This is a genomic window from Microbacterium sp. S1037 (assembly GCF_048381605.1).
Classification (GTDB): domain Bacteria; phylum Actinomycetota; class Actinomycetes; order Actinomycetales; family Microbacteriaceae; genus Microbacterium; species Microbacterium testaceum_B.
The window spans coordinates 1,410,867-1,435,150 of sequence record NZ_JBLWIG010000001.1 but is presented as its reverse complement, the minus strand read 5'-3'; the positions used below and the strand labels follow the sequence as shown (position 1 = coordinate 1,435,150).

At 62.8% G+C, this 24,284-nt stretch carries 19 protein-coding genes; 8 read left to right on the top strand and 11 right to left on the bottom strand.

Features of this window, described 5'->3' with window-relative positions; genetic code table 11:
* Positions 1 to 35: 35 nt before the first annotated feature.
* Entirely contained in the window at positions 36 to 251 is a 216-nt protein-coding gene (locus ACMW4R_RS06295; protein WP_058596249.1) for a hypothetical protein, read from the bottom strand.
* A gap of 156 nt (positions 252 to 407) precedes the next feature.
* Here ACMW4R_RS06295 and ACMW4R_RS06290 point away from each other — a divergent pair, with 156 nt between their 5' ends.
* The 3 genes from ACMW4R_RS06290 to ACMW4R_RS06280 all read left to right on the top strand — a co-directional run bounded on the left by ACMW4R_RS06290 (position 408) and on the right by ACMW4R_RS06280 (position 4,260).
* Entirely contained in the window at positions 408 to 869 is a 462-nt protein-coding gene (locus tag ACMW4R_RS06290; protein WP_418299461.1) for a DUF732 domain-containing protein, read from the top strand.
* 285 nt (positions 870 to 1,154) lie between these two features.
* Positions 1,155 to 3,149, top strand: coding sequence for a hypothetical protein (locus ACMW4R_RS06285; RefSeq protein ID WP_418299460.1), 1,995 nt, complete (start codon positions 1,155 to 1,157; stop codon positions 3,147 to 3,149).
* Between the two features lie 430 nt (positions 3,150 to 3,579).
* A complete protein-coding gene (locus tag ACMW4R_RS06280) occupies positions 3,580 to 4,260 on the top strand; it encodes a glycosyltransferase (RefSeq protein ID WP_363375576.1) in 681 nt (226 codons plus the stop codon).
* Here the strand turns inward: ACMW4R_RS06280 and ACMW4R_RS06275 are convergent.
* The 5 genes from ACMW4R_RS06275 to ACMW4R_RS06255 form a co-directional block, all read right to left on the bottom strand.
* Positions 4,224 to 5,279, bottom strand: coding sequence for a hypothetical protein (locus ACMW4R_RS06275; protein ID WP_418299459.1), 1,056 nt, complete (start codon positions 5,277 to 5,279; stop codon positions 4,224 to 4,226). The two genes, ACMW4R_RS06280 and ACMW4R_RS06275, sit on opposite strands and share 37 nt — an antisense overlap.
* Positions 5,276 to 6,181, bottom strand: coding sequence for a glycosyltransferase family 2 protein (locus tag ACMW4R_RS06270; RefSeq protein WP_363375570.1), 906 nt, complete (start codon positions 6,179 to 6,181; stop codon positions 5,276 to 5,278). The genes ACMW4R_RS06275 and ACMW4R_RS06270 overlap by 4 nt, the downstream gene beginning before the upstream one ends.
* Positions 6,168 to 6,947, bottom strand: a complete 780-nt coding sequence (locus tag ACMW4R_RS06265; RefSeq protein ID WP_418299458.1) for a glycosyltransferase — start codon at positions 6,945 to 6,947, stop codon at positions 6,168 to 6,170. Before ACMW4R_RS06265 ends, ACMW4R_RS06270 begins: the two co-directional genes overlap by 14 nt.
* A 332-nt stretch (positions 6,948 to 7,279) precedes the next feature.
* The gene (locus tag ACMW4R_RS06260; RefSeq protein ID WP_418299457.1) at positions 7,280 to 8,404 is read right to left on the bottom strand and encodes a glycosyltransferase; all 1,125 of its coding nucleotides are present in this window, start codon (positions 8,402 to 8,404) and stop codon (positions 7,280 to 7,282) included.
* Complete coding sequence (locus ACMW4R_RS06255) at positions 8,401 to 10,392, bottom strand: glycosyltransferase (protein ID WP_418299456.1); 1,992 nt, start codon at positions 10,390 to 10,392, stop codon at positions 8,401 to 8,403. Before ACMW4R_RS06255 ends, ACMW4R_RS06260 begins: the two co-directional genes overlap by 4 nt.
* A gap of 367 nt (positions 10,393 to 10,759) precedes the next feature.
* On the opposite strand from ACMW4R_RS06255, the gene ACMW4R_RS06250 reads away from it, so the two are divergent.
* From ACMW4R_RS06250 to ACMW4R_RS06240, 3 genes are all read left to right on the top strand, one after another.
* Positions 10,760 to 12,073, top strand: coding sequence for an O-antigen ligase family protein (locus ACMW4R_RS06250; RefSeq protein WP_418299455.1), 1,314 nt, complete (start codon positions 10,760 to 10,762; stop codon positions 12,071 to 12,073).
* A 28-nt stretch (positions 12,074 to 12,101) separates the two neighbouring features.
* Positions 12,102 to 13,547 carry a lipopolysaccharide biosynthesis protein gene (locus ACMW4R_RS06245; protein ID WP_418299454.1) on the top strand — a complete coding sequence of 482 codons (1,446 nt, stop codon included), beginning with the start codon at positions 12,102 to 12,104 and terminating at the stop codon, positions 13,545 to 13,547.
* 371 nt (positions 13,548 to 13,918) lie between these two features.
* Entirely contained in the window at positions 13,919 to 15,706 is a 1,788-nt protein-coding gene (locus tag ACMW4R_RS06240) for a hypothetical protein (protein WP_418299453.1), read from the top strand.
* Between the two features lie 19 nt (positions 15,707 to 15,725).
* On the opposite strand, the gene ACMW4R_RS06235 is transcribed toward ACMW4R_RS06240, so the two are convergent.
* The 3 genes from ACMW4R_RS06235 to ACMW4R_RS06225 all read right to left on the bottom strand — a co-directional run bounded on the left by ACMW4R_RS06235 (position 15,726) and on the right by ACMW4R_RS06225 (position 20,046).
* Positions 15,726 to 16,658: a nitroreductase family protein gene (locus ACMW4R_RS06235; RefSeq protein WP_418299452.1), complete on the bottom strand. Its 933-nt coding sequence runs from the start codon at positions 16,656 to 16,658 to the stop codon at positions 15,726 to 15,728.
* A 113-nt stretch (positions 16,659 to 16,771) separates the two neighbouring features.
* Entirely contained in the window at positions 16,772 to 18,496 is a 1,725-nt protein-coding gene (locus ACMW4R_RS06230; RefSeq protein WP_418299451.1) for a DUF4012 domain-containing protein, read from the bottom strand.
* Between the two features lie 149 nt (positions 18,497 to 18,645).
* Positions 18,646 to 20,046: a hypothetical protein gene (locus ACMW4R_RS06225; RefSeq protein ID WP_418299450.1), complete on the bottom strand. Its 1,401-nt coding sequence runs from the start codon at positions 20,044 to 20,046 to the stop codon at positions 18,646 to 18,648.
* A 159-nt stretch (positions 20,047 to 20,205) separates the two neighbouring features.
* Between ACMW4R_RS06225 and ACMW4R_RS06220 the strand changes: the two genes are divergently transcribed.
* Entirely contained in the window at positions 20,206 to 21,630 is a 1,425-nt protein-coding gene (locus ACMW4R_RS06220) for a polysaccharide biosynthesis tyrosine autokinase (RefSeq protein ID WP_418299449.1), read from the top strand.
* The gene (locus tag ACMW4R_RS06215; RefSeq protein WP_418299448.1) at positions 21,627 to 22,232 is read left to right on the top strand and encodes a low molecular weight phosphatase family protein; all 606 of its coding nucleotides are present in this window, start codon (positions 21,627 to 21,629) and stop codon (positions 22,230 to 22,232) included. The genes ACMW4R_RS06220 and ACMW4R_RS06215 overlap by 4 nt, the downstream gene beginning before the upstream one ends.
* Positions 22,233 to 22,276: 44 nt before the next feature.
* Here ACMW4R_RS06215 and ACMW4R_RS06210 read toward each other — a convergent pair whose 3' ends face one another.
* Together ACMW4R_RS06210 and ACMW4R_RS06205 are read right to left on the bottom strand one after the other, a co-directional pair.
* Positions 22,277 to 23,812 carry a hypothetical protein gene (locus tag ACMW4R_RS06210; protein WP_418299447.1) on the bottom strand — a complete coding sequence of 512 codons (1,536 nt, stop codon included), beginning with the start codon at positions 23,810 to 23,812 and terminating at the stop codon, positions 22,277 to 22,279.
* On the bottom strand, positions 23,809 to 24,279 hold the full coding sequence (locus ACMW4R_RS06205) for a VanZ family protein (RefSeq protein ID WP_363375537.1): 471 nt from the start codon (positions 24,277 to 24,279) through the stop codon (positions 23,809 to 23,811). Before ACMW4R_RS06205 ends, ACMW4R_RS06210 begins: the two co-directional genes overlap by 4 nt.
* Positions 24,280 to 24,284 lie beyond the last annotated feature (5 nt).

Here is a 24,284-nt window from a genome sequence, read left to right as displayed (position 1 = left end):
CGTCCTCGGGCGGCGCCGCTTCGTGTGGCTTCGGGTCAGGCGTTGCCGATGTGCTTGTCGACGTTCTGCCGCACGTCGTCGATCTTCGCGTGCTGTTCCGCCGGAACGACCTTCTTGATGGCATCCGCGGCGCCGTCGAGGATCTTGTCGCTGACTTCTTCGGCTTTCTCGCTCTTCAGCGCCTCTTCGATCTTGTCGCGGTTCTCATCGAGCAGCTTCTTGCCCTTGTTGATGATGTCGTCCACGCCCATGCGCGTCTCCCTTCAGGACCGGTGCCGGCGGGGATGCCGACGGGTTGCGGTTCATTCTTATGAATCGGCATGCCCCCCACCACCCCGCCGGGTGCGAGGTGAATGACTTTTTGCCCCTGCGGGAAGCAGGTTTACATTCATAACCAACTTTCAGGTATGCGTAAGGTCGTGATGGTGAAGGGCATCAAAGTCGGAATCTGCGCGCTGGCATTACTCCTGTCGTGCTCGGGGTGCTCCTTCGGCGAAACAGCGTCCGAGCCCGCTTCGCCGTTGCAGAGCGATAGTGCGCCCACCCGATCCACTTCTCCGGACGAAGGCCCGTCATCTTCGGTTCAAGATGCGCCGAATGAAGCGCAACCCATCACACCCGAAAACGAAGCGCAGCTCGCCATTGGTCCCGAAGAAGCTTTTTTGAGCGCAGTCTCGAATGGATGGCAAGGCGAGGCGTCTTCCGAATCTTCGTGGATCGAACTCGGAAACAACGCGTGTTCCGACCTCGAATCCGGCATCCCCCTCGCCGAGGTAAACATCGTGAACGAGGACTCGGACGCCGCCCGCTCCAACAACACCCTCATCGTCTCTGAAGCGCAGAAGAACCTCTGCCCTCAGTTCGGATGATCGCGGGCCGATCTTGACCTCCGCCCGAAGCAAGACCCCTAGACACCTTTTGCACCGCAGAACGATCGAGGAACAGACATGACAGCGTCCGAACACCCCTCCCCCCATGCGAGCGCCACGACGCAGTCCCGCCGAGGTCTGCTCGCTGCCGGGGTAGCAGTAGTCGGCGGAATGGGAGCGGGAGCGCTCCTGCCCTCGGCTCGGGCGCGCGCGGCGGACGGCTCGGTTTCCTCCGTGAACGGCCGGTCAGGGCGGGTCGCCCTCACCGCGGCAGACGTTTCGGCGGTGGATTCCGAGACTGTCGATCTCATCGCTGTGGTGGCGACCCCGGAACGATTCCCGGGTCTCGATCCGAGCGGGGCCGCGGACTCCGCCCCCGCGCTGAAGGCTGCCATCGGAGCTTGCCCAGATGGTGGGACTCTCATCGTTCCCGCGGGAACCTACCGCCTCGCATCAACACTCTCGAATGAGGGGAAGAGCATCACGCTCCTCGGCAACGAGGCGACGCTCGTTCGCGCGCACCCCACGGCGGCCGCAGTGCTCCTGACAGGCGCATACGACGATCCGATACAGGTGACGTCGATCACACCGGTAACCGTTGAACTGGGCGGTGGCCAGCAACCCGGGGTGCAGCTGGCGATGACGTCAGCACCTGGATGGGCGCGCGGCGACGTCGTCAAGGTTTATGCAGACGACGAGATCCCCGAGGTGAGGCAGGACTCGGGAAACAAGTCACGAGTAGGTGACTTCATGATCGTCGACCGAACGTCAGGAAATTCCGCGGTTCTCGTCGGCACGCCCAACGGACCCTTCACGTCGAACATCAGAGCAGCGCGTCTACGCGACGTTCCGGTGCGGTTCGAGGGTTTCCGAGTCGACACGGACCCGAACGGCCTGAGCGCGGGCTGGGGGGGAACCACGATCGTCGTCTCCGCGCTCATGCGCCCCGCCGTGCGCGACATACACGTTCGCGTGTCGACGGCAACCGCCATACTCATGCGCGGCTGTTACGCCTATGACGTCGAGAACGTGCAGATCGATCGAGCGGTGGACAACCCGTCTGCCGGTCAATTCGGATATGGAATTCTCGACAACTCGAGCGCTTACGGCGTTGTCCGCAATCTCCATGCCCGACGAGTAAGACACGCCTACTCGGACGACACTCCCCGCATCGCGACGAACTCCTCCGTGGTCTTGTATGGAGCAACCTACGGCACACGCATCGTCGACTCGGTGTGCCATGGCGCTTCCGCGGCAGCCTTCGACACTCACTCCTGCTCGGAACTGGTGACGTTCGACAACTGCATGGCCGTGGATAGCCGCGAGGGCTTTTCTCTGCGGGGACGCAAGCACGTGGTTAAGGACTGCACGGCGGTACGCTGCACCACCGGGGCTCAGGTGATCACCGAGTCGAGCGGGGCGGATGCATCATGGGGCCATATCATCACAGGCTTCCTCGGTGACGGGCTCTCGGGCGCTGGCATCCGCATCATCCCGCGTACGTCGTCTTCCCACTCCCAGTACAACCGGCGTGAGACGCGAGGGGTTCTCTTGCAGAACATCACCCTCCGGAACTCCGCGATGCCCTTTCTTCAGGCAAACAACATCGTGCTCGATGTACACGGCCTGCATGCCACAGCACGAGCGCAGGTCGACGACGTCGCGAACGGCGCGATCCTGAGCAACAGCGTTGTGCAGGCGAAGGATTGGACGATCGATCTGCAGAACGTCACCTCTGGATCATCGCTGCGCGGGCTGCAGAGCAGGCAGACGGGCGAAGTGAGCGTTGACGGGATCGAGCTTCGTTGGCGCGACGGGGACGGTGGCCGAATTCAGGGCGTGGTTGTCGGAGAGTCGTCCGTCACAGTGACAGTGAAAAATGCTCGCTTCCCGGAGTCGCTTTCCACGCCTTCCGTGGGGTTCGCGCGAGGGTCGACGATTGACTGGACCACAAAGACACAAGCGTCACGCCTCATCACCCGACGACAAGATGAGGTGAGTAACAGCGAGACGGTTCGACTCATCTACCGCGCCGGGGACCCACAGGTGATTCTGTTGTGCACCGTGACGGACGGTCGGACCGTACCCGCACTTGTCGCGAGCGCCGTGCCTGGCCAGATTCTCTACGTTGTGAATTCCGGCGAGAGTTCAGCTACCGTGACCGTGCGACACGGTGCCACCTATCTGACCAGTTTGCGCGGAGCCGCCAACCGGCGCATGACGCCGAACTCGATGATGTCACTCGTCTGGACCGGAACCATCTGGCAACAGCTCGCATAGGCGAGCGAAGGACCATGGCTACAGTGATCTGGTGAAGAGCCAGCATTCAGTAGAACCCCGGCCGCCAATCGAAGTTCTCATGCGCCCTTCGAAAGGCACCAATCCTCGTGCCCCGATACACGCCTTGGTCTCCGCGCTACCCGATGACATCCGAGTGGTCAAGTTCTCCTGGAGACGGGCTCTCCTCGGACGGTGGGATGTCATTCACTTGCACTGGCCGGAATCGACCATTCGCGCGTCATCGAAGACGCGCCGGTGGATCAAGTACGCTCTATTCGCGACCCTGATGCTGAGGATCCGAGCACGACGAAAGCCTTCGGTGTGGACTGTCCATAACGAGTCACCACACGAGCGAGGAACGTCCGCAGAGTCACGGCTTCTGAAATGGTGGGAGTCATCCGCCACCCGACGGGTCTACTTGTATCCCTCCGTGACGCCCGATGCGCCGGAAGCGGTGTTCATCCCCTTCGGCGATTACAGCCAGGTCGCGAACGAGCTAGCCACCGGTCCCGACCTCGCGCGGGATGCGCGTCGCATGCTCTTGTTCGGACTCCTGAGACCCTACAAGGGCATCGAGCAGCTCGTCGACGCATTTACGGCGCTTCACCTCACGGATAAGACGTTCCGCCTTGCCATCATGGGGCGGCCGGTCGATCCCGCATACGGGCGAGAGGTTGAGACGCGGCTCCAATCAACAGGATCCGACGTCGAGTTCCGCGCCGAGCTCCTGGAGTACGAAGAGCTCGTCGCCGAGATTCGTCGTAGCGCATTCGTCGTACTGCCATACCGGCGCATGTACAACTCGGGAGCCGCGCTCCTCGCCCTGAGTTGCGGAACTCCCATCCTCGTGCCCACTTCAGCCACGATGAACGACCTGATGGAGGAGTCTGGCCCCGAGTGGGTGCAGACCTACGACGGCGATCTGACTCCGGAGATCCTGCGCGCAGCATCGCAATCGTTCGAATCGACTGCTTCCCGGCGCGACGGCAGGAACGCTCTGCCCCGCCGATCGTGGTCCGCCGTCGGTGCCGAGTACGGACGGCTCTACCGTCAGATCACTCGCGGTCCATCCGATCAGGAGGACGGAAGCAGCTCAGACCGCACGCGCTGACCGAGCGTTTCGAGGCGGTTACGGGCGCTTGCCACTGCATCGATGAGTTGCTCTCGACGATCGGCAATGACCATCCCGCGCCGGACAATCTCTTCCGCCTCGAGACCGCGATAGTCGAACGAGACATCGTGGATGCCAGCTGCTGCAAAAGTCCGGTCGAGCTTCTCGGAGGAACCGCTGGTCGTCCCGATGGGAAGGGCGCCCTCGGTAAGCCCGATCACCAAGGCGTGGAGACGGTCACTCATGACGAGCTGAGTTCGCGCGTAAACATCGCGAACAACGCGCTCGAAGTCGTCGTGGGGGCCTCCGGACCATGGTGCGATGTATTCCACGTCCATGGCGTGCGCCATCATGGCGGAGCGGGCCTTATCCCGCACGACTTGGTTGATGACGACGGGACGCAAGCCGCGTGCCGTGGCGAGCGTCTTCACTGACTCGAAGAACGCCGGAGTCGGCTCTGGACGGTCGCCGCGCATGGTCACAACGAGCAGATCCCGTACTCCCGACCTCGCGCCCGACCCGTGGAGCGCGAAGGCCCAATCCGGTGTCACTTCACCCACCCCCGCGTAATCGCGGCTCGGCTGATCCCTCCACGTGGCGATCTTGCTCAGACGGGAGACGATGGCGATCTGCCACGGAAAGGGACCATGCGGCTCACGGAAGGCCATCCCTGTCTGAATAGGCACGCCCCCGCGGGCGCGCACAATTGCAGCAGTAGGTATGTCCGCGACGGCAATCTTGGTGCGTCTTCTGTTCAACTGCACCTCGCCCGCATTGGTCACAAAGCCCGCTCTCTGCTGTACCGCCGAGGACAGGGCTGCGCGTTGCCACCGGGCTCGCGAGGCGTACACGCGGTCATCACCGGTAAGGCCAAGACCAGCGGTGTAATCGCTGCCGCCATGCTCGACAAGTACGTGACGCTCGATTCTCGTGTGAATGAACGCGTCCAACATCGCTCGCCGAAGAACCGAATCTCCCAGGTTGTCGGGCTGGCCGTGCGCGGCAATGAATACTCTCAAGACTTATCTCCCTGCGGTCGGCGGTACTCGACGACCACGTGACCTCGCGCCGCATCCAAGACGCCCCAACCCCGCATCCACGTGTTGAGTGACGAACTGTTCAGCGGATTACGCCGCACACGATCAAACATCAACTTGGCGGAGCCTGCGACGATACGAGCGACACCTTCGATCCACGCGCGCGACCGCCGCCCGTCCTCGACGAGGAGCCGACCCCTGACGTTTCCGGTTCGACGAGCGCGCTGCCGAAGCCAGGGGAGGCTCATTCGGCTCAGCGGAACGTCCTCGTACACGATCGCCTCGTCGCACCACACGATGCTCCCGCCCGCGTTATGGATGCGATGGAAGAGGTGCGAGTCGCTGCCGCCACTCTCCGAGAAGCTTTCGTCGAACCAAGGATGCGCCAGCTTATCGATGGAGGCGCGACGCACCAGCACATTATTCGTCGCGGCCTGATCGAAGATGGTTCCCGTTGCGTATCTCGATCGACTGAAGAATCCCCCTTGGTGGACCCACGCCGGTGTCTCGGGTGGAAAAACAGATACGACCGGACCCCACACGGCATCGGCTCCGCTTCGGGCGAGGCAGTCGCGAAGTGTTCGTAGCCAGCGCGCATCGGGGTACTCATCGTCGTCGATGAACGCGACGAGGGGCTCTGTTGAGCCTGCAAGTCCGGCGTTGCGAGCCGCGACGATGCCCGGTTCAGGCTCCCTCAAGTACTCCACGTCAATGTTCGAGTCGGTCGCGGCCTGTTCTCCCGTGCCGGCAGGGTCGTTGTCGACGACGTAGACGCGAAATGGGCCTGCGTCTTCTTGCTTGCTCAGGGCGTCCAGAAGCGTGCGCAACTGGCTGGGTCGCTGGTAGGTTGCGACGCACACTGCGATGGGATCAGGAATGCTCAACGCCCAGCCGATCCAAGAGCGCAACGGCCTTATACCGCCAGGTAGTTCCGGCAGGAATTGTGGTCGTCTCGCGTGGGACGCGCTCACCCCCGGCGATGAGCGCAGCGAAGACCGACTTCTGGGTTTCACGGCCCGCGACACGGACACCCGTCAATCCTCTGTCGTTCGCTCCCAGTACGGGTGTCGTCACCACGGGCAATCCAGCTGCTCGGTATTCATAAGTCTTGATGACGTCGCCACCGACCTCCCCTGCTCCGACACGATGCGGAACCCAGCCGATGTCGAACGTCTGGAGCAGCGCCGGCACTCGGTCGTAGTGAACATCGCCAAGAAGGCGAATGTTTGCTTGGGATCGCAGTGGCGCCTCATACTCCCTGTCGAGAATCGGCCCCGCGAAAGTGAAAACGACTTGGGGAAACGCTGCGGCAATGCCGAGGACGAGCTCGAGATCTACTCGCTTGCCGATCTTGCCGACGTACCCGACTGTTGTCGGTCCTTGAGCAAGGGATGATGTGGGGAAACGCTCGGGATCACACCCGTTCGTGACCAAATGAGCGTCAGATCGACCGAATGCGTGAGCTGTCGCCAAGGTCGCTTCCGAATTAGCTGTCACGATATCGACGCGGTCGAAGAGACGCTGATAGGCGAGCTTCACCTCACTGCGGATCACCTCGAACGCATAGTGGTCAGTCCAGTCATCCAGCATGTCGAACGCTACCCTGCGCCCCGTGTGAGCAACCGTGTCCCATACGTTCGATACGCTCACGAAGGGATTCCAGATGACCGTCGGGGAAGACGTGTCCAGACCATGCGTGGAGTACGAGTCGCGCGAGGTCCACCACCATCGTTGGCGCGGACCCTTCGTTGGTACCCGCCAGCTCCAGCTGTCTACAGCGATCGTGTTCTGAGCCAGAGCACCCGTCCGATGGACCGGACGGAGTGCCTGCGGCTCGGGTCTCGATCGGACAGCCACAGGCCCGCTGCCGTCAAGAAGACGACCGAACCATTCGATGAAGTGTCCGTCCCGTGTTCGATATCCCTCATTAGAGAGCTTGCGCTGCCCATGCATCGGAAAGGTCACAAGGCTTTGTTCCATGGTCACTTCCGCCTCACACGATCGAGTTCGGCTTCATACGCCGCACACACGAGATTCCACGAGTAGTAATCGGCCGCTCTGGCCGTGACGACCGCCGCGAGCCGAGCGCGCTCCTCTGGGTCGTTCATCAGCGAGTTCACGCCGTCAGCGATCTCTTGCGGACGCGGCAGTACAAATTTCCCACCCTGCTCCGAAAGAACCTCCCGGTTGAATACGGTGTCCCTGGCCACCGTTGGGGCACCGCATGCCATTGCCTGCACAAGGGCCGGATTAGTTCCGCCGACACTGTGCCCGTGGAAGTAAACGCCGCAGTGTTGCCAAAGCGAGAGGAGAAGATCGTCGTCGCGTACATGCCCCATCCAGGTTACGTTCGCGTTCCCCTCAGCGAGCGACTTGGCCCGCTGGTCGAACTCGCCTCCGTACCCGGACGAACCCACGATCACGACACGATGCCTTTGCGCAATCAGTGGGACGGAGTCAAAGAACTCGCCGATCGTGTTCTCCGGGACGAACCGGGCGACAATAAGGACGTAGGCTCCGCTTTCCATACCCTCAGGAGGCGCGCCGACCTTCGGCACATCACCGCCGTAGGGGATGAAAACTCCCGTGCGTTGGAACTCCTTCGCCCAGTAGTCGCCGATTGCGCGGGCATCGAATACGAGAGAATCCGCCCACTTCGCGGTCGCGAGCGCGCCCGTCCGGAAGACGGCCTTGGCTAGACGACCCCATTTCTCACGCTCCCACTCGATCCCATCGACGTTGACGACCGTTGGGATTCCGCGCGCTTTCAGGAGGGGCAGCCAGTAGCCGTTGGCTACGTTCATCACCAAGGCGACGTCCGGTCGACGGCGCATAGAGTCGAGGGCCGAAGTCGCTCCATACGACAATGTGCTCAGCGACTTCGTTTCTACTCCCCGCGTCGTGCGTGCTGTCACTCGAGAGTCCGGGACGAAACCTGAACTCGCAGCAGTTCCCCCAGGCCGCCCGTACACCGTGACGTCCCATCCCTTGTCGGCAAGGTACGGCGCAAGCGAACGAACCGCCGTCTCAAAGCCTCCGTAGAAGCTTGGATACCCGCGCGTTCCGAGGATGGCGACGCTCCGCCGCGACGATGAAGAGTCATTCATTTCCCCGCACTCTCCAACTCAATCCATGCACGTCTCACCGATCTTTCTTCCAAGTACTTCTTCGGCGAGTAGTTAGTGAGAGCCAACGCGAGATAGGCGTACTTCATCAGTGGGTTCTTCGCTAGGTGATACTTGATCCTGTAATAGGAAAGGCGCAGATGACGCCTGTCCCGCAGGCGCAGGTGTGCTGCGTGCTTCGCCATGTAGACCTTGGTCCCGGCAGCGCGACGTTCAGTGTTCCCCGTCAGCTGACCCGTGCCGTGTTTAACCTGCAGGGCGAGGCGGTCAGGGACGGATACATATGTGTTACCGGCGAGCAAGAACCTGAAGAAGAAGTCAGTGTCATTCTTCACAGGGATGGCCTCGTCGAATCCACCCACCCGGAGGAATGCGTCGCGAGTAACAACCATATTGCTGCCTGTCGTCCCTAGGCTCACGGCAACGACGTCTTGTGCAGTCTTGCCGGACTCCAATCGCGGAGCCGCGACGCGCACGTCGCCCTTGACCATCCACCGGGCGACGACGGTCATGTCCGTGGCCGCGGCCGCCCCAGCCTCGATCGCCACCCGTAGGTATTCAGGCTCCCATGAATCGTCATCGTCCAGGAAAGCGAGGACGTCGCCTTGCGCGACCTTCGCACCGCCGTTCCGCGACGCCGAGGCCCCTCCCAGAGTCTCGGGGTCATAGATGTACCGCAATGGAACTGCGGTCGACGCAGCCAACTCCGTGACCATTGCTTCCGTTGCGGCATCCTCAACGTCGCTGCAGACGATGATCTCCAGCGGAGCCCTAGTTTGCGCCAGAACCGAACCGACGGAGGCGCGCAAGAAGTGGGCGCGCTGATGAGTGGGAATGACCACCGAGACCCGCGAGGCGTCCCGGATTGGGTCGGAAGCAGCCACCGACGCTGTCTCACCCTCGCTGCGCAACGGCGCAAGCCCGTCGAAGTTCTTGGCTGATAGAGCGTTGACGGTGGGCAGCCGGTCCGCGATTCGGCTTCTCATCGACTCCAGGAGACGCGAGTTAGCGACACGCTCCGCAATCACCTCGCCGAGTCCACGCTCAGCGGAAACGGCAATCTCATCGCATCCGAACAGCTGCCCCAGGCCCTCGACTTTTCCCTGGGTCGAAATAACGAAGGCGGGAACTCCGAGCGAAAGAGCCATGATACCCAAGTGCATGCGCCCGGTAATCACCACGTCTGTCAGGGAGAGCAGCGCTCGGATCTGCGCAGGCCTCAGCAACTCTTGAACGACGTACCAGGCCTCACCGGGGCTGGCGTCGACGACCGCCTGCACCGCCGCCTTGTCTCCTCCCGCGCCCCTGTGCACGTGAGGCAGCAGTACGGGGAGATAGCCCTGGTCGCGAAGCGCGGCGAGAACACGGCTGTATTCGGAGGGCTGGTCGACCCGCTTCGAAACCAGCGCGCTCGCGTTCACGAGGGCTATTCGCCCGCCCGCCGCGCGGGCCTGGTTCAACCGGGCGAAGACGTCGGTATCCGGGTCTTGCTCGTGAAGCGAGAAGACCGTGTCGCTCGCCCCAACGGTGGGCCCGATAGACGCCTTCGCCATGCGGGCTCGGCTGAGCGGGTCACGCACGTAGAGCTGGACTCCAGCTCTAGCGGCCGTCGCCGCCGCGTAGGACACGGCTCGCGGAGCCTTGCCGTTCCAGCTGAAACCCAGGATTCGGCTTTCCACCCCTCCGCGCTGAGCTGCGACAGCAAGCCTCCACCGAAAGAGACTCGCGTCGGCGTTGTAGCCGCCATCCATGATGTCCGCGCCGGTAACAGAAAGCGTCTGGGCACCACGGAGCACCCGCGCGATACGGAAGAAGGCAGGGACGAAGGTCAGCGGGTTGCGTGACATCAGGCCAGCAATCACGACGCCTTCCCGGGCGCCGTTCCCATATTGCGGAACCACGACGGCATCTGGCTTCATGAGGATCATGTGCACGTCGCCGACGACCTGCTCGCAGAAAGCATCGGCCATAGCCTGGTCACCGATGTTGCCTCCACCAGGAGCTGCGAACAGGACGTGGTATCGACCACGCCGTCGGCCAGCCAACGCGCTCCGCACGGAGAGACTAAGCGCGGCCCCTCTGACACCTTCCAACACAGACAAAGCAAATTTTCTCGGGTTCACCATCGCCTCGAAGCCCCCATCTCAGTCAACGACGCACGACACGGCACACGACGCGATCTCCACCATTCTATGAGGAAGCCCAGAACCTCCAACTTCGGGGACGTGTAGACCCGTAAATCAGCGTCCGGCCTCATCGCTCGGCGTGCGAGAACCGTCGAGTGATTTACGATCGAGCTGGACACACGTGCGATTTCTACGAGCCGGAAGGACGAACGTGCCAACTCTCCTTCTGGGTTTGATCGCCGTCGCCGTATTTATCGTGATGCTCGGAACGCTCAGATGGTGGTCGACCGCGCTGATCGCAGTCATCATCGCGACGACGCTCGTTCCGCGACCCATCGGCGTCGAGATCGCTGGAGTCCCCCTGCAGACATACGACGTCGTCATCGTCGGAGTCTTCGTGATCGGGTTCGTCGTCAGCCGTCGCCCGAACTTCGCGCTCTTCCTCCCGTTCCTCGTTCTGCTGGTCCTAGGTGCGATCTTCGAGTGGGAGCCCGACCCGCAACTATCAACCAACGTGCTGTACCTCCTGGTCGGCGTCGCAGCGTGGGCCGTGGGCACCTACTTCGCTAAGCACTACGTTCCTGGAAGTCGGCACGAAACCGTACTGATCGTGTCTCTAACCGTCCTCATCCTCTTTCAGGCGGTAGTCACCGTGCTTCAGGCCAGCGGAGTTCCCATCTTCGCGCTCCAGGGCCGCACTGCCGAGCTTGAAGGCGGCCGCGCGAGCGGGACCTTCAGTCATCCTGGAACCGTCGGCAAGGTCATGATCCTTTTCATGGCTATCCTGCTCCCGCTAACGGGATCGGCGACGGCCCGCACTCGCCGGCTCGCCTACTTTGCGGTCCTCGTGGCTCTGGTACCCGTTGGCTTGTCGGAAAGCCGGGCGAACTTCGTGGGTTATCTCCTCGCGCTCCTCGTGTGGTTCATCATCATGCCTGCGAGGTCAGCAAAGGCTTCTCGATTCGTCGTGCCGGCTGTCGTGCTCGCGGGAGCCCTGATCTTCTCTGGCACCATCATCGACCGCTTCACAGGTGACCCCGAGGGAGGTGCACGTCAACACTTCGTCGAGGTCGCTCTCGAGGCCATCTCCAAGAACCCCTGGTTGGGCGTGGGCCCAGGAAACTACATACCGGTCGTCGGGCAGACTGACAACTTGACCGCCCAAGGATGGCGGGTTCACAACGTGTTCCTCCTCGAGATCACGGAACTCGGGATCCCGACCGCGCTGTTCTTCTTCCTGCCTGCCGTGGTTCTCATCATTCTGAGCATTCGTCTGATGCGTCGAGTGGATGAGACCGGAGCCTGGGCGCGAGGCGCTATCGCGGCAGCCGCAGGAACCCTCGTGACCGCGGTGACCGGCTGGGGCCTAATGAACGGGTCGATCTTCATGATCTGGTTCCTCTGCATGGGGTTCAGCTTTGGGATGCTGGGGCGGCGGGGCTCGCCAGAGTTTGGGCCCACAGCAGCCACGGCTCGCGCCAAACGAGGTACCCGCACTCGTCAAGCACGAGTGAGCGCGGCATGATGCTCATGACAGGAATGAAGCGCGCCGGATGACTTCGCTTGCAGGAGCCGCCGCTCGGGGCGCCGCGCACACACTGTTGGCTCAGTTCCTGAGATTCGCCATTCAATTCGGTGCGTTGATGATTCTCGCCAGGCTGTTGACGCCCGCAGATTACGGCACCGTGGCTCTGGTCACGGCTATCACGGGATTGGCGCTTCTCCTCGCCGATTTCGGCCTTTCCTCGGCCGCGATTCAGGCGCGCGAGATCACGCACCAACAAAAGTCCAATTTGTTCTGGCTGAACACGGTAGTCGGCGTTCTCGTATCTATCGTCGTCTTCTTCGCCGCTTACCCCATCTCCTGGTTTTACGGCCGGCCCGAACTCGTACAGGTCGCTCAAGCGCTCTCTGTGGTCTTTCTCCTCTACGCTGTTACCGCGCAGTTTCGAGCAGAAGCGTCGAAGGCGCTCCGTTTCAAGGCGATGGCAATTGCCGATGTCTCAGCTCAGCTACTGTCGTTTGCGGCGGCCATCGTCGCAGCAATTTTCGGTGCTACATACTGGGCACTCGTCCTCCAGCAGGTTCTGTCTGCGTTCCTCCTTTTGATTTTCCTTTGGGTCGCGTCTCGATGGACGCCGACCTGGCCATCACGCAATTCCAGTATTCGCTCTTTCATCAGTTTTGGCGTAAACAACCTAGGCGTACAGCTCGTCACATACGCGAGCAACAACATCGACTCAGTACTGATCGGGCGATTCTGGGGCGTCGAGCAATTAGGTCTGTACAGCCGCGCGTACCAGCTCTACAGATTGCCGCTACAGCAGTTGGCGGCGCCGATGACGCGGGTCGCCTTTCCTGTACTCTCCAAGATCGAGGACGACGCTACTTTCCAGCGATATGTGCGACAAGCGCAACTGTTGCAGACTTATGTCATAGGCGGCGTGTTCTTCGCAGCTACAGCCCTGTGCTCCCCGCTCGTGGAAATCGTCCTGGGACCTGAGTGGGATGAGACAAAAAGCCTCTTCGCCATCTTGGCCATTGGCGGTGTCTTCCAGACGCTGGGTTACGTGTACTACTGGGTCTTCCTGTCGAAGGCACTCACAGGAATGCAACTGCGATACACCCTCCTGTCTCGTAGTCTCATGATCGCTCTCATGTTCGCAGGCGTCCCGTGGGGCGCCATAGGGGTCGCAATCGGCATGACGATCGGGCTGTTGCTGAACTGGGCGATCTTGACGTTCCGCGCGATGCCAAGAGCTGGGCTTGCCCCCCGCCCGATGGTCGTGGCTGCCGCCCGACCGGTCGCTCTTTATACGGTGATGCTGTTGATTACTGCGCCCGTCATCTGTTTGACGTGGGATCTCGCCCCCTGGTGGCAGGTCCTCGCCATTCTGCCCACGATGAGCGCAGTACTGCTGGTCGCCTACCTCACCGTTCCCGCCATCCGCGTCGACGTTGCGGATGTCCTACGGATGGCCAAGCGGGGTCGACGGTGACGAAGCCGCCGCCCCAAGACGCCGACCCAATTCCGGCGGGAATGACATCGCACAGCCGCCGCGAACTTCTTGCCGGCGGGCTCGTCGCCGCAAGTGGTGCAGTCATCCTAGATCGAGCCCTACGGACCACTCTGCAGCCTCGGCCGTCAACGGGACCCAGCTCGTCATCGACCTCCAGCGCCTCGGTGTACATATCCTCGGACACCTATCCGGGGATAGACCCAACCGGGAGGAATGAATCCGGCCGTGCACTGTCAGACGCACTGCGGACCGTCCCTTCCGGGTGGGAAGCCATCATCGCTCCCGGTACCTATCAATTGAGCAGTCCCATCACGGCCTCTTCTGACGTGCTGCGGCTGTCTGGTTACGGTGTGACACTGGTGCAGGTCGGCGCCGCGCCCGTCATTTCAGTAAAGGCGGAGTGGGGGACGCCATTCGCGGTGAAGTCTCTAACGTCAGTTAGGACGCGTGACAGCGCGGCTGGGTCGACCACAAAGATCACGATCGATGGCAGTGTTGGCTGGCGCGCCGGAACGCTCATCAAGGTGTTCTCCAACGATCCCATCCCCGGAGCGCGCTCAGCGTCGGGCGATCGCGTCGCACGAAGTGGTGAATACGCGATCGTTGCCTCCAGCAGTGGCGGCGAGGTGCTGACGATGGCGCCGCTTCGTCAAAAGCATTCGGACAACACGCGCGTCGTCGAAGTCAGTCGTCGGACCGCCGACATTCGCGGATTCACTGTCGAGGGACGATCTCCCACTGCGAAGGTCGTTGGCGCACCACTGATCTATCTGGCTGGGCTACTCGCCCCGTCGGTGGATGACATCCGGTGCATCAGTGCGCACGGTCCGGTCATCCACATGAAAAGTTGCTACGCCTTCACCGTTTCGCGACTCGATGTCGCGTTCGCGGAGGACGACGCGCCCCGACTCCTCGGCTATGGCGTGCTAGATAACTGCAGTGCGTTCGGCACGGTGCAGAACAGCACCGTGCGACATGCACGACACGCATACACGGACGACGCGCCACCGATCCCCGCCAGCAGCGCCGATCCTCATGGATATGGAAGCTCCTACGGAAACAAGGTCGTCGCTTGCAGCGCCGTCTCGCCTTCGCGATCGGGATTCGACACGCACCACCCGAGCGAGGGAACGTTGTTTCTGGGGTGTTCAGTCAGTGCCGCCGCGGATGACGTCGCCGCGTTCTCTCTTCGTGGGAGAAACCACCGCGTGATCGGTTGCTCGGCAGAGGATGTGGGCACCGGCGTTCGCGCCTTCACCGAAGCGACGCGTGGAGGCGAATCCTTCGGCCACATCGTGCAGTCCTTCAGCGCGCGCACGATACGCGGGGCCGCCGTAGCCGCCGATATCAACCCGACGGGCCACCCTAGTGCGGGAAAGTTGGAGTCGCGCCCTGTGCTGACGATCACGGGGGTAACCGTCGACGGTGTTATGAACGCGATCCGAGCGAGGAACGCATCCGTCTTCGTTCGCGATGCGTCGATTTCCGTGACGGCGGATCAAGAAGGATCGAGCTTTGTTCAGAACGAAGGCTCCGACTTGTACATCGACGACTCGTCGTTCCGCGCTGACGTGACCGCGAAGTGGTCACCGATCGCCTCGACCGCAGCGGAAGGTCGAAGCGTGAGACTCTCACTACGCAATGTGGCCTTCCAGATGAGCCCCTCATCAATGGCCCAGGCTGACACGATCTTCACCGGCGCGGCGCCAAGGGCGGACCTCCGCGCTGTGACGTTCTCAGACCTTCCTCCGAACGGTATAGGCGGGGTCGAAGAAGGAAGTTCGTTGCAGTGGGAGACTCAGTCATCCGGTCTCAGGACCCCATCGCTGTCCTCCGCGGCCCACAAGTTCAGTGGCGACCTGGCGAGTCAAATGCCTGAAGTATGGAAGTCGGCTGACGCACACGTCGTCGTTGAGCTCAGCGCGGACAGCGACCGCGCTTCCTCGGTGCCACTGCAGGCGGCGCAACGACAGTTCCAGTTGTTGACCCTTATTTGCGCACCTGAGAGCGTCGCCCTTCAGCTGGTGGGCTCTCCGACGGCACCGTTGAATACGCAGAGCGAGACAGCCCGATCGATTCAGCCCGGACAAGCCGTGACACTTGTGTGGTCTAGCCGCGGTTGGACCACAACGGCGTAAGCCGCATGTAACAAATTGCTCAGTGATCCACGATCACTGTCGAAACCTCGCGCCGAGGCGACCGCGCACGTCTGTGGCCACCGCGACCGTACCCGATAGCCACCATCATGATGATCAACTCCGAGTCCTCCGCGTTCAGGTGGCGTCTCAGCGCCTCTGCCTTTGGCGTGGGCACACTCATGTTCAGCATGCAGGAGTCCAGGCCGAGTGCGTGCAGAGCCCACACGAAGGACATCGCGAAGATGCCACCATCGATCCATCCCTGATTGCGCTCTTTCGCGCCTGCGAAGGCGCGCGCGTCAACGCTTATGACAGCCACCGCAGGAACGATGTCTCGAAAGCCTGCGCTCCCGTTCTGGAACGTCAGCGTCTGCCTCGCCTCTTCCCCGTGACGGAAGTAGATGCGCCAGCTCTGGCGATTGCAGACGGATGGTGAGTTCAACGCGAGTGCTACCGCGCGCTCAAGGACGTCCGGCTCGACCGCACGGGTGGAAAAATCGCGCACACTGTGACGAGTTCCGAAGAACGAGGCGGGGTCAGGAAGAGCAGGGTCATTGGCGAGCTGTCGCACGGGGCTGATTTCTTCGGCGACACCGCCTCCGGCATTCCACTCTTGGAGTGCGGCAAGCGCACTCTGAGCGTGCTGGACGTATGGCGCGGTCGGATCGGCCATCGGCAGGAGCCGCTCGAGGCGCTTCTGCACTTCGAGACCAAACGGCCGGCGTGGCTCCTTCAGAGCCAACCCCTTCTCGATGCGGTGGTAGTCCTTCGTTATCTGCGCCTCGAGATTCATTCCTGAAAGAGAGAGACCGATCGCCCTGTCATCGGGGAGCATGGACGCGGCATATCGCCGCCGATCAGCAGCGAACTCCCGGCGGACATCCTGGTGAATTTTGACACGTTTGATGAACCGTCGGAGCGCGCGCGGCGCCAATTTATTCAATGAAGGCATGACTTCCTCACGAAATGACGACCGGCTTCCGGATCAGCCGTCAGAGATGCGACAGCCAAGGACCCTCACAACAATACGCGTTAGCGCACCGCATGGCTCACGCTCAGCTCGCTCTATTCAGCAAACCCGGCGAGGAAGGGGTCGCACGACGCGTCGATCGTCACGGGAGTGTCGTTCGCCGTCGGCGTGTGACGCAGGTCGAGCGGACCCAGCGGTCCGGCCGGCAGCTGCACCGTGTACGAGATCGTCCGGTTCTCGTTCTGGCCGAGGGTGACCATCCGACTCTCGCCCGTGTTGTTGTCCTCGACGCCGCTGCGTGAGAGCGACGGGATGTCGCCGTCACCCGGGTCCATCGCGGTGATCGTCGCCCCCGGAGGGGCGAAGAAGAGCGCGTTGAGCATCATCGTGGTCTTCGGCAGACCGTAGTCACTGTTCCGGAACCCGAGGGTGTAGGCATTGGTGATGTCATCGGTGATGCCGTTGTGCATGTTCATCGAGACGTTCACCGTGCGATCAGCCGCGTTGCACGTGGCAGAGACATCAGTGGTCAGGTGGTACTCGAGCTTCCCGATCGAGAAGTCGTTCAAGTAGATCCCGAGCTGCGTCGAGGTCGTGTTGTCGGGACGCAGTCCCCCATCGAGCCCCACCTCCGTCACGAGCGCCTGGGCCTGCTCATCCGTGAACCAGAGATTGATGCGTTGTTCCTGCGCGCTCCGCGTCAGCTGATCGAACATGGCGATGGGGTTCCACTGGCCTCCCGCGAGGCGGGAGAAAACGGTGGACGACACCATCGCGAAGAACTCGTCGGACGAACGCCCATTATCACCGGCATCCCCGAAGCGCTGATAGGCGTCACTCAGCAGGAGCTTGACGGCGTTCTCAGAGGTGATCTGCTCGCCCGTCGGCAGATCGACCGGCCCGAGCACCTCGAGCATGTGCGCGAGCACGACCGGATCGATCGACATGACGCCGTCGAACTGCGAGCCGTCGGTTCGCTTCCACAACGACTCGAACAGGCGCGCGGTCGTGGGGAAGTCGGGGGTGAAGGTGTAGTCCTGCGAGTAACGCGTGAACGTATCGGGGTAGAGGGCGAGGGTGGACTCCGGAAGATCGAGCACGGAGCGCCCGGCCTGGCCCGCCGCGTAGAAGGCCATCGAATCGGACTGCTCTTTGAGCTCGATTCGTCCGTTGTCGACGACCATCACGCTGGAGGCAGCCGGGTTGCCGCCGGTGGCGCGGATCTCGGCGTTGTTCTGGAACACCACCAGGTACGTCTTCGGGCCGTCCCCGCCCGCCGCGGCAAGCAAAGACGGGAGGTACTTCTGGACCAGGGTCAGGGAGGGAGCCGCCTGATCGACGATCTGCGCCACCTGGTCGAGTGGCTCGGTGACGATCGGGAGCAGGTTGGTCCGGTCGATACCGTCGGTGACCGCCTTGGCATCCGTGAAGGCGCTCGTGATCTCCGGAAGAGCGCCCTCCGCCTGCCGGAACGGCTCGAGATTGATACCCCCACCCTCGACGGCGAGAGAAGAGAAGTCGGATGCCGACAACAGGGCGACCGTCGGCGGCAGGGCGCGGCCGGTGAGGTCGCGCGTCATCGCCGTGAGCTCCTGGACCGCCTGGGTGTTGTCCTTCACGAAAGGGATCGACGACGCCAGGTCCCACAGGGGGCCCGAGGATCCGGCATCCGCGCGTTCCGTCATCTGGAGCACTTCGCCGGAGACCTGGTTCAGCCCGTTGATGTCTCGGTTGGCCACGATCTGCGGAACGAAGGACAGCTTGGTCTGGGCTCCGAGGAGGTCGGTGCGCACGACACCCGCTTGCTGCATGAACGCCATGGCCACGACGCCTACTGCGCACAGCGCGAAGCCGAGGACACCCAAGGTCCACCCGAAAATCGCGCCGGCAACCCTGCCTCGATCGCGCGAGATCGGCTCCGGTGATTCCCGACGTTGGCTGCGACGCGTCGGATGCTCGGGCACCGCCGTCATGCGGTGCCACCTTCAATCGGAGCGGTCGGGTCGGGGTTCGGGATCGACGGTTCCGTCGGTTCGGGCTCGGGGTCCGGCGTCGGTTCCGGTTGAGTGGGCTCCGGCGACGGCTCGGGGTTCGGCGAGGGAGCGGGCTGAGACGGCTCCGGCGAGGGGGTGCCTGGGTTGGAAGAGTCCGAACCACTGCCGCTGTCGGCTCCGCCGTTCGGATTGCTCGGCCGGTTCGGCGTGGCCTCCCGCTCCGCCTCCTCAACGGCGACGACACGCGCATTCTCGGCGCGCAGCGCGTCGACCGCCGCGGCGTACGCCGGCATGTCGGAGAGGCCGTCACCGCCAGAGCGCTGAGCAGTCACGATGCGTGCCGCGGCGTCGGTCACCGCAGATCGGAAGCTGGACCCTGCCGAATCGTTCTCAGCAACGAGCTTCTCTGCCTCCGCCTGGATCGCCGTCCCGACCAAGGCAAGCGCCGACCTGTACTCGTCAAGTGCCGAAACGACGGTTGAACGAGCGTCACGAGCTTTGGCAACCAATGGCGGGAGTGTCTCACGCGCGAGGCGGACGTCGTCGATCGCCTTGCCGACCTGGTCGAAGGACTGCTCGTCGATCTGGTCCCGTGCGTATATCGGGACAGCGACGGGCGCCGACGGCGTCGCCTTCTGGAGCAGGGCAAGACGAGTGCTTTCCGCGGAAGCCAAAACCGCCGCATCAACGCGTCCCTGAAGCCCAGCGAGGACGGGAGCGCTGGCCTCGGCCAACGATGCGGCATCCGCAATAGAACCCGCGTAGAGGTCGACTGCGGTCTGCAGCACCTTCGTCTCGTTGGCCAGTTCCGCTTCCCGCTCGCGCAAACTGATCATGGCCGCATCCGCGGGGTTGGCTGTTGCGCGCTGGACGACGGCGAACGACGCGGTTCCGACGAGCACGATGACGGCTAGCGCCGCCACGGCCACGCTCATGTAGTTGACGGCGCCCGCTTTCCTGCGGCCACCAAACAATGGTCTGCGACCTGCTTGCGCGAGGTCGGGCGCCCGCCAACCCTCGTCCGCACCTCGCAGGTCTGCGCTGGAATCAATCAATTTCGACAGATCCAGTCGTGCTCCGGCCTGGCCCGACGTCTCCCGCGCGCCTACGAGCGCGGTCAAGTCGGCGGTGGTTGCCGTTTCCGAAGCACGAGGCGGCCCCACGAGATCCGAGAGATCGGGAACAGCGGAGGAAGAAGCCATCGACGACGCGCCCACCAATTCTCGAATGGTGCGCGAAGAACTTGACGGCACGTTCTGCGTCGTCACGCCTACCAACGCCTTCAATGAGGCCGAGTCGGGTGACGGGACACTTTTGATCGACTCCGCCCCATCGCGTTCCACAGTCGACCAGAGCAAGGTTCGCAGGTCGTTCATGGAGTCTCCTGGGCGCCATCTCCGGCGCCGTTCGTCGAATGTCGTAGGGTAGTCGAGGGGGCGCCCAGTTCAGCGCGGATTTCCTAGGGAAAGGATATCCCGAGAATCTACGGACTCTAAACGGCCCTCCATCATCTTCCACCAGGGAATGGACGAGGCTTGGAACTGCGCGACTATCTCAGGATTCTGCACCGCAACTGGATCCTCATCCTTGCGCTGACGATCCTCGGCGGGGCCGGAGCCTTCGGCTACTCCTTGCTGCAGACACCTTCGTATGAAGCAAACACGCAGCTCTATGTGTCGGTTCGCTCCGACAGTTCCGGGGTGAGCGAGCTGGCCCAAGGCACGAACTTCGCACGACAGGCCACGGTGAGTTTCGTCGACGTCGTAGACAGTGCCGTCGTGCTGGATCGCGTCGTAGACGACCTGAACCTGAATATGAGCGCGCAACAGCTTGCGCGTTCGGTGGAGGCCTCGTCGCCCCTCAACTCGGTAATCATCTCCGTCAAAGTCACCAACACCGACCCCGAGCTCGCCGCGGCGATCGCGAATTCGGTCGGCTCAAACTTCGCGGATGTCGTCGTCAACAAGCTTGAGAAGCCGGAGGGCGAAGCGGCCAGCCTCGTCCGAGTGGAGACAATCGAGCCAGCTCTCGTTCCCACCTCGCCGGCATCGCCCCATACCGCGCTGAACATTGCTGTCGGAGTGGTCCTTGGCATCGCGCTCGGGCTCGGAATTGCCCTGCTCCGCTCGGTCCTCGACACACGCATACACTCCCTGCACGACATCGAGGCAGCGACGGAGGCACCGGTTCTCGGCGGCATCGCTCTGGACCCGGATGCCAAGAAGCGACCGCTCATCGTGCACGCCGACCCTCGCAACCCGCGTGCTGAGTCGTTCCGCAGCCTGCGCACAAACCTGCAGTTCATCGACGTGGACGGGACTTCGCGTTCCTTCGTCGTTTCGAGCGCCGGCCCCGGTGAAGGAAAGTCGACGACCACGGCGAACCTGGCGATCGCTCTCGCCGAGACGGGCGCCCGCGTCGTGCTGGTCGACGGAGACCTCCGCCTCCCCCGCGTCGCCGACTACATGGGTATCGAGGGCGGGGTGGGCCTGACCGACGTTCTCATCGGCCGCGCGGAGCTCGTCGACGTCCTGCAGCAGTGGGGCACCGGCAAGTTGTTCGTCTTGCCTTCGGGTCGGACGCCCCCCAACCCCTCCGAGCTCCTGGGCAGCCAGGCCATGCAGCGGACGCTCGCGGCCCTGGCGGATGCGTTCGACTACGTGTTGGTCGACGCGCCTCCGCTCCTCCTCGTCACAGACGCCGCGGTGATCTCGCGATTCACGAGTGGTGTCCTCATGGTCGCCGCATCCGGCACGACGAAGAAGCCTCAGCTCACCGCAGCCGTCGAAAAGCTCCAAGCGATCGGGAGCCGCCTCTTCGGTGTCATCGTGACAATGCTGCCCTCGAAGGGACCGGACAGCTACGGCTACGGCGCGTACTCTTACAGCGCTCCGGAGGAGCCCGCCGGGACGAGCAAGGGTGAGCGGCGCTCGCGGCGTGAGAGGGCGGACGAGAAGTGACCTTCTCCATCCTCTCGGTGTGCACGGGCAATATCTGTCGATCCCCCGTCGCCGAGTTGCTGCTCGCACACGCCCTGTCGCCCGTGGCAGATGTGCGGGTGGAGAGCGCCGGCACGGGGGCGCTCGTCGGCAGCGGGGTCCCCGAGCAGGCCCAACGTCTGGCCGCCTCCCGCAGTATCAACGCTTCGATGCACCGTGCACGCCAGATCGACAACAGCCTCATCCGCGGAGCCGATCTCATCGTCGCTATGGCTCGCGAGCATCGACGCCTGATCGTGGAGTCACTTCCGGCCGCCATGCGCCGGACATTCACTCTGAGAGAACTCGCCCGCATCGCAGAAGCCGTCGAGCCGCGTCTTCCGCAGGCTGTCGCCGAGTCCGGAGCCACCAGCGCTGAAGACGGGATGCGAGCCGGCGTCGCCCTTGCAGCGGCCCTCCGGGGCACCGTGGAGCCGCCGTCGAGCCCGGAGGACTTCGACGTCGTGGACCCTTACCGCCGGTCAGACGAGACCTACGAGCGGTCGTTCCTCGAACTCGCTCCTGCAGCCGATCGAGTCGCGTCCTACCTGGAGGCGGCGGCGCGCTACGCCACCTCCCGCTGAGACGACACAGTCCCGCACAGAATGACCTCGACAATTTGTCGGGGTCATTCTGCATTGCGGCGCCAGAACCGGAATCCGACGATGTCACCTTCAAGTTGGTAGGACGACGCCACGAATGGCGCCAGTCCTTCGAAGTGAGCTTCCTCGGGAGGGCACTCGATCGAAATCCCACACGACTCGGGAGACTCGACGATGAGAGCCGGAGGGAATGACACCACGTCGGACAGATACTGTGCGGGCAGTCCGTCGTATCCCTGCTCGACAGGGAGCGAGTAAGTGATGGAGGTCGGAGAAAGCCGCTCGGATGCAGCAAGAATCCATGTCTCGGCCCCGTGCACGAGCACGCGATCGTTCGAGCTCGTCTCGGCAATGACGCGGTCGACGAGCTGCGCCTGGTAGGAGCCCGGCACGGCGACCCCTGCCCCCAGGGCGATGCGCGTCCACTGGAGTGCGTTCGTTGACGAGCTCGCAAGGACGAGCAGGACCACTCCCCCGGCGGCGATCCAGCGGGAGAGGTTCCGGCGACCGCCCTGCCACTGGCTCACGCTGGACGACTCGAGGAGAAGGTGCGCCAGCATGACAACACCCGCGACCACGAAGCCGGCGATGGCGACGACGAGATAGTGCGGATACGGCCGGCCGGAGATCATCTGGGAGAGCGCATCCACGCCCCCGACCGCTATGAACACCGCCACGACCAGAGGGCGAGTTCCGGTGGCGCCATCCGCCGTCCGTTCGCGAAGAAGCCATGCTCCCGTGAGCGCGAGAACCGCCGCAACGGCGGCGCCGGAAACGAGCAATTGCGCAAGGGAACCGAAGGCGCTCAGACGCTCCCCCATGCTCGCTCCGCCTGAATAGAACAGGTTATAGCGCAGGTACTGATCTACAGCGGCACGGAGCGCATTCCCGCTCCATAGCCAGAGCGACAAAGCGGCGCCTACGGCGACGACCACCGCGAGGATTGCCACGCTGAAGATGAGTCGACGTCGAAAGAAAATCGCACCGCTCACCGCAACGAGCACAAGTCCTACGACGTTGTTCATCCTGGTGAACAACCCGACCGCGAGGGCGCATCCGATCAGGAGACCTGCGAAGCTGGCGGCTCGGGACGACGCCTCTCGACCGAACCGGAGAACGATGTGTGCGACGACGGAGTACGCGACGAGCTGCAGCGGGAAAAGCCAGGTTTCAGTGAAATTGCCGCCTTCGAAGACGCCAAGATATGTGACTCCCACTACCAAGACGGTGGGAACGGCCGCCCGCCCGATGAGGCGACCCCATACGAGTCCGGCTATGGCCAGGCCAGTGAAGAGCACGATGCCCTCAAGGAGCGGGGCACCTGCGATCCCCCCGCCAAGCTGCCATGCCACAGCCTCGATGGCCGCCAGAAGAGGGCCCTTATGGTCCCACGAGTCGACATACGGCATTCCTCCTCGGGAGATGACCATCCCGGTGTAGAGAAAAACACCCGAGTCTCGGGTGAGATGTCCGCTGACGAGCATCGGGAGGTACGCCGCGGTGCTGACGAGGAGCGCAGCTGACGCGGTCGCAAAGCCCGCGAGTGAGAAATGACGGGTCATTGGGCCGGGCCTCTCACGGCGACGAGATTATGCTCGCGCCATGTGTCGATAACCCGGCGGTCGCGAACGTGGACCAAGGTGACGACAAGCGCTGCCGCGGCGACGCCCACCCACCCACCCAGCGAGTTGGCAACAACGTCGTCGACTGCGGCAAATCGCGCGGGCAGGAAGAAGAACTGTGCGAGTTCCAGAGTTGCGGACAGCGCCGAAACCAGCAGCAACGAGATCCAGCGGAATTTTGTCGCGAACATCAGCGCCAGGAAGAAGCCGACTGGAATGAACATGAGGACATTCGCGAAGAATTCGAACCAGTGATATCCGAACCATTCCGGTGCACCGCTGCGGCGGAGAACCGACAAGAAGCGTTCGATGACAGGACGATATCCGCGGTCGATAGGTGTCGGCGACAACGTAGCCAGGAGAACCACGATCATGCAGATAGCGAGACCCGTGACGGCGATCTTCACGCGCA

Coding starts and splice junctions, on each gene's coding strand:
- ACMW4R_RS06295 (WP_058596249.1), bottom strand. CDS start 251: ATGGGCGTGGACGACATCATCAACAAGGGCAAGAAGCTGCTCGATGAG.
- ACMW4R_RS06290 (WP_418299461.1), top strand. CDS start 408: ATGCGTAAGGTCGTGATGGTGAAGGGCATCAAAGTCGGAATCTGCGCG.
- ACMW4R_RS06260 (WP_418299457.1), bottom strand. CDS start 8,404: ATGAATGACTCTTCATCGTCGCGGCGGAGCGTCGCCATCCTCGGAACG.
- ACMW4R_RS06255 (WP_418299456.1), bottom strand. CDS start 10,392: ATGGCCGATGCTTTCTGCGAGCAGGTCGTCGGCGACGTGCACATGATC.
- ACMW4R_RS06245 (WP_418299454.1), top strand. CDS start 12,102: ATGACTTCGCTTGCAGGAGCCGCCGCTCGGGGCGCCGCGCACACACTG.
- ACMW4R_RS06235 (WP_418299452.1), bottom strand. CDS start 16,658: ATGCCTTCATTGAATAAATTGGCGCCGCGCGCGCTCCGACGGTTCATC.
- ACMW4R_RS06230 (WP_418299451.1), bottom strand. CDS start 18,496: ATGGCGTTCATGCAGCAAGCGGGTGTCGTGCGCACCGACCTCCTCGGA.
- ACMW4R_RS06225 (WP_418299450.1), bottom strand. CDS start 20,046: ATGAACGACCTGCGAACCTTGCTCTGGTCGACTGTGGAACGCGATGGG.
- ACMW4R_RS06210 (WP_418299447.1), bottom strand. CDS start 23,812: ATGACCCGTCATTTCTCACTCGCGGGCTTTGCGACCGCGTCAGCTGCG.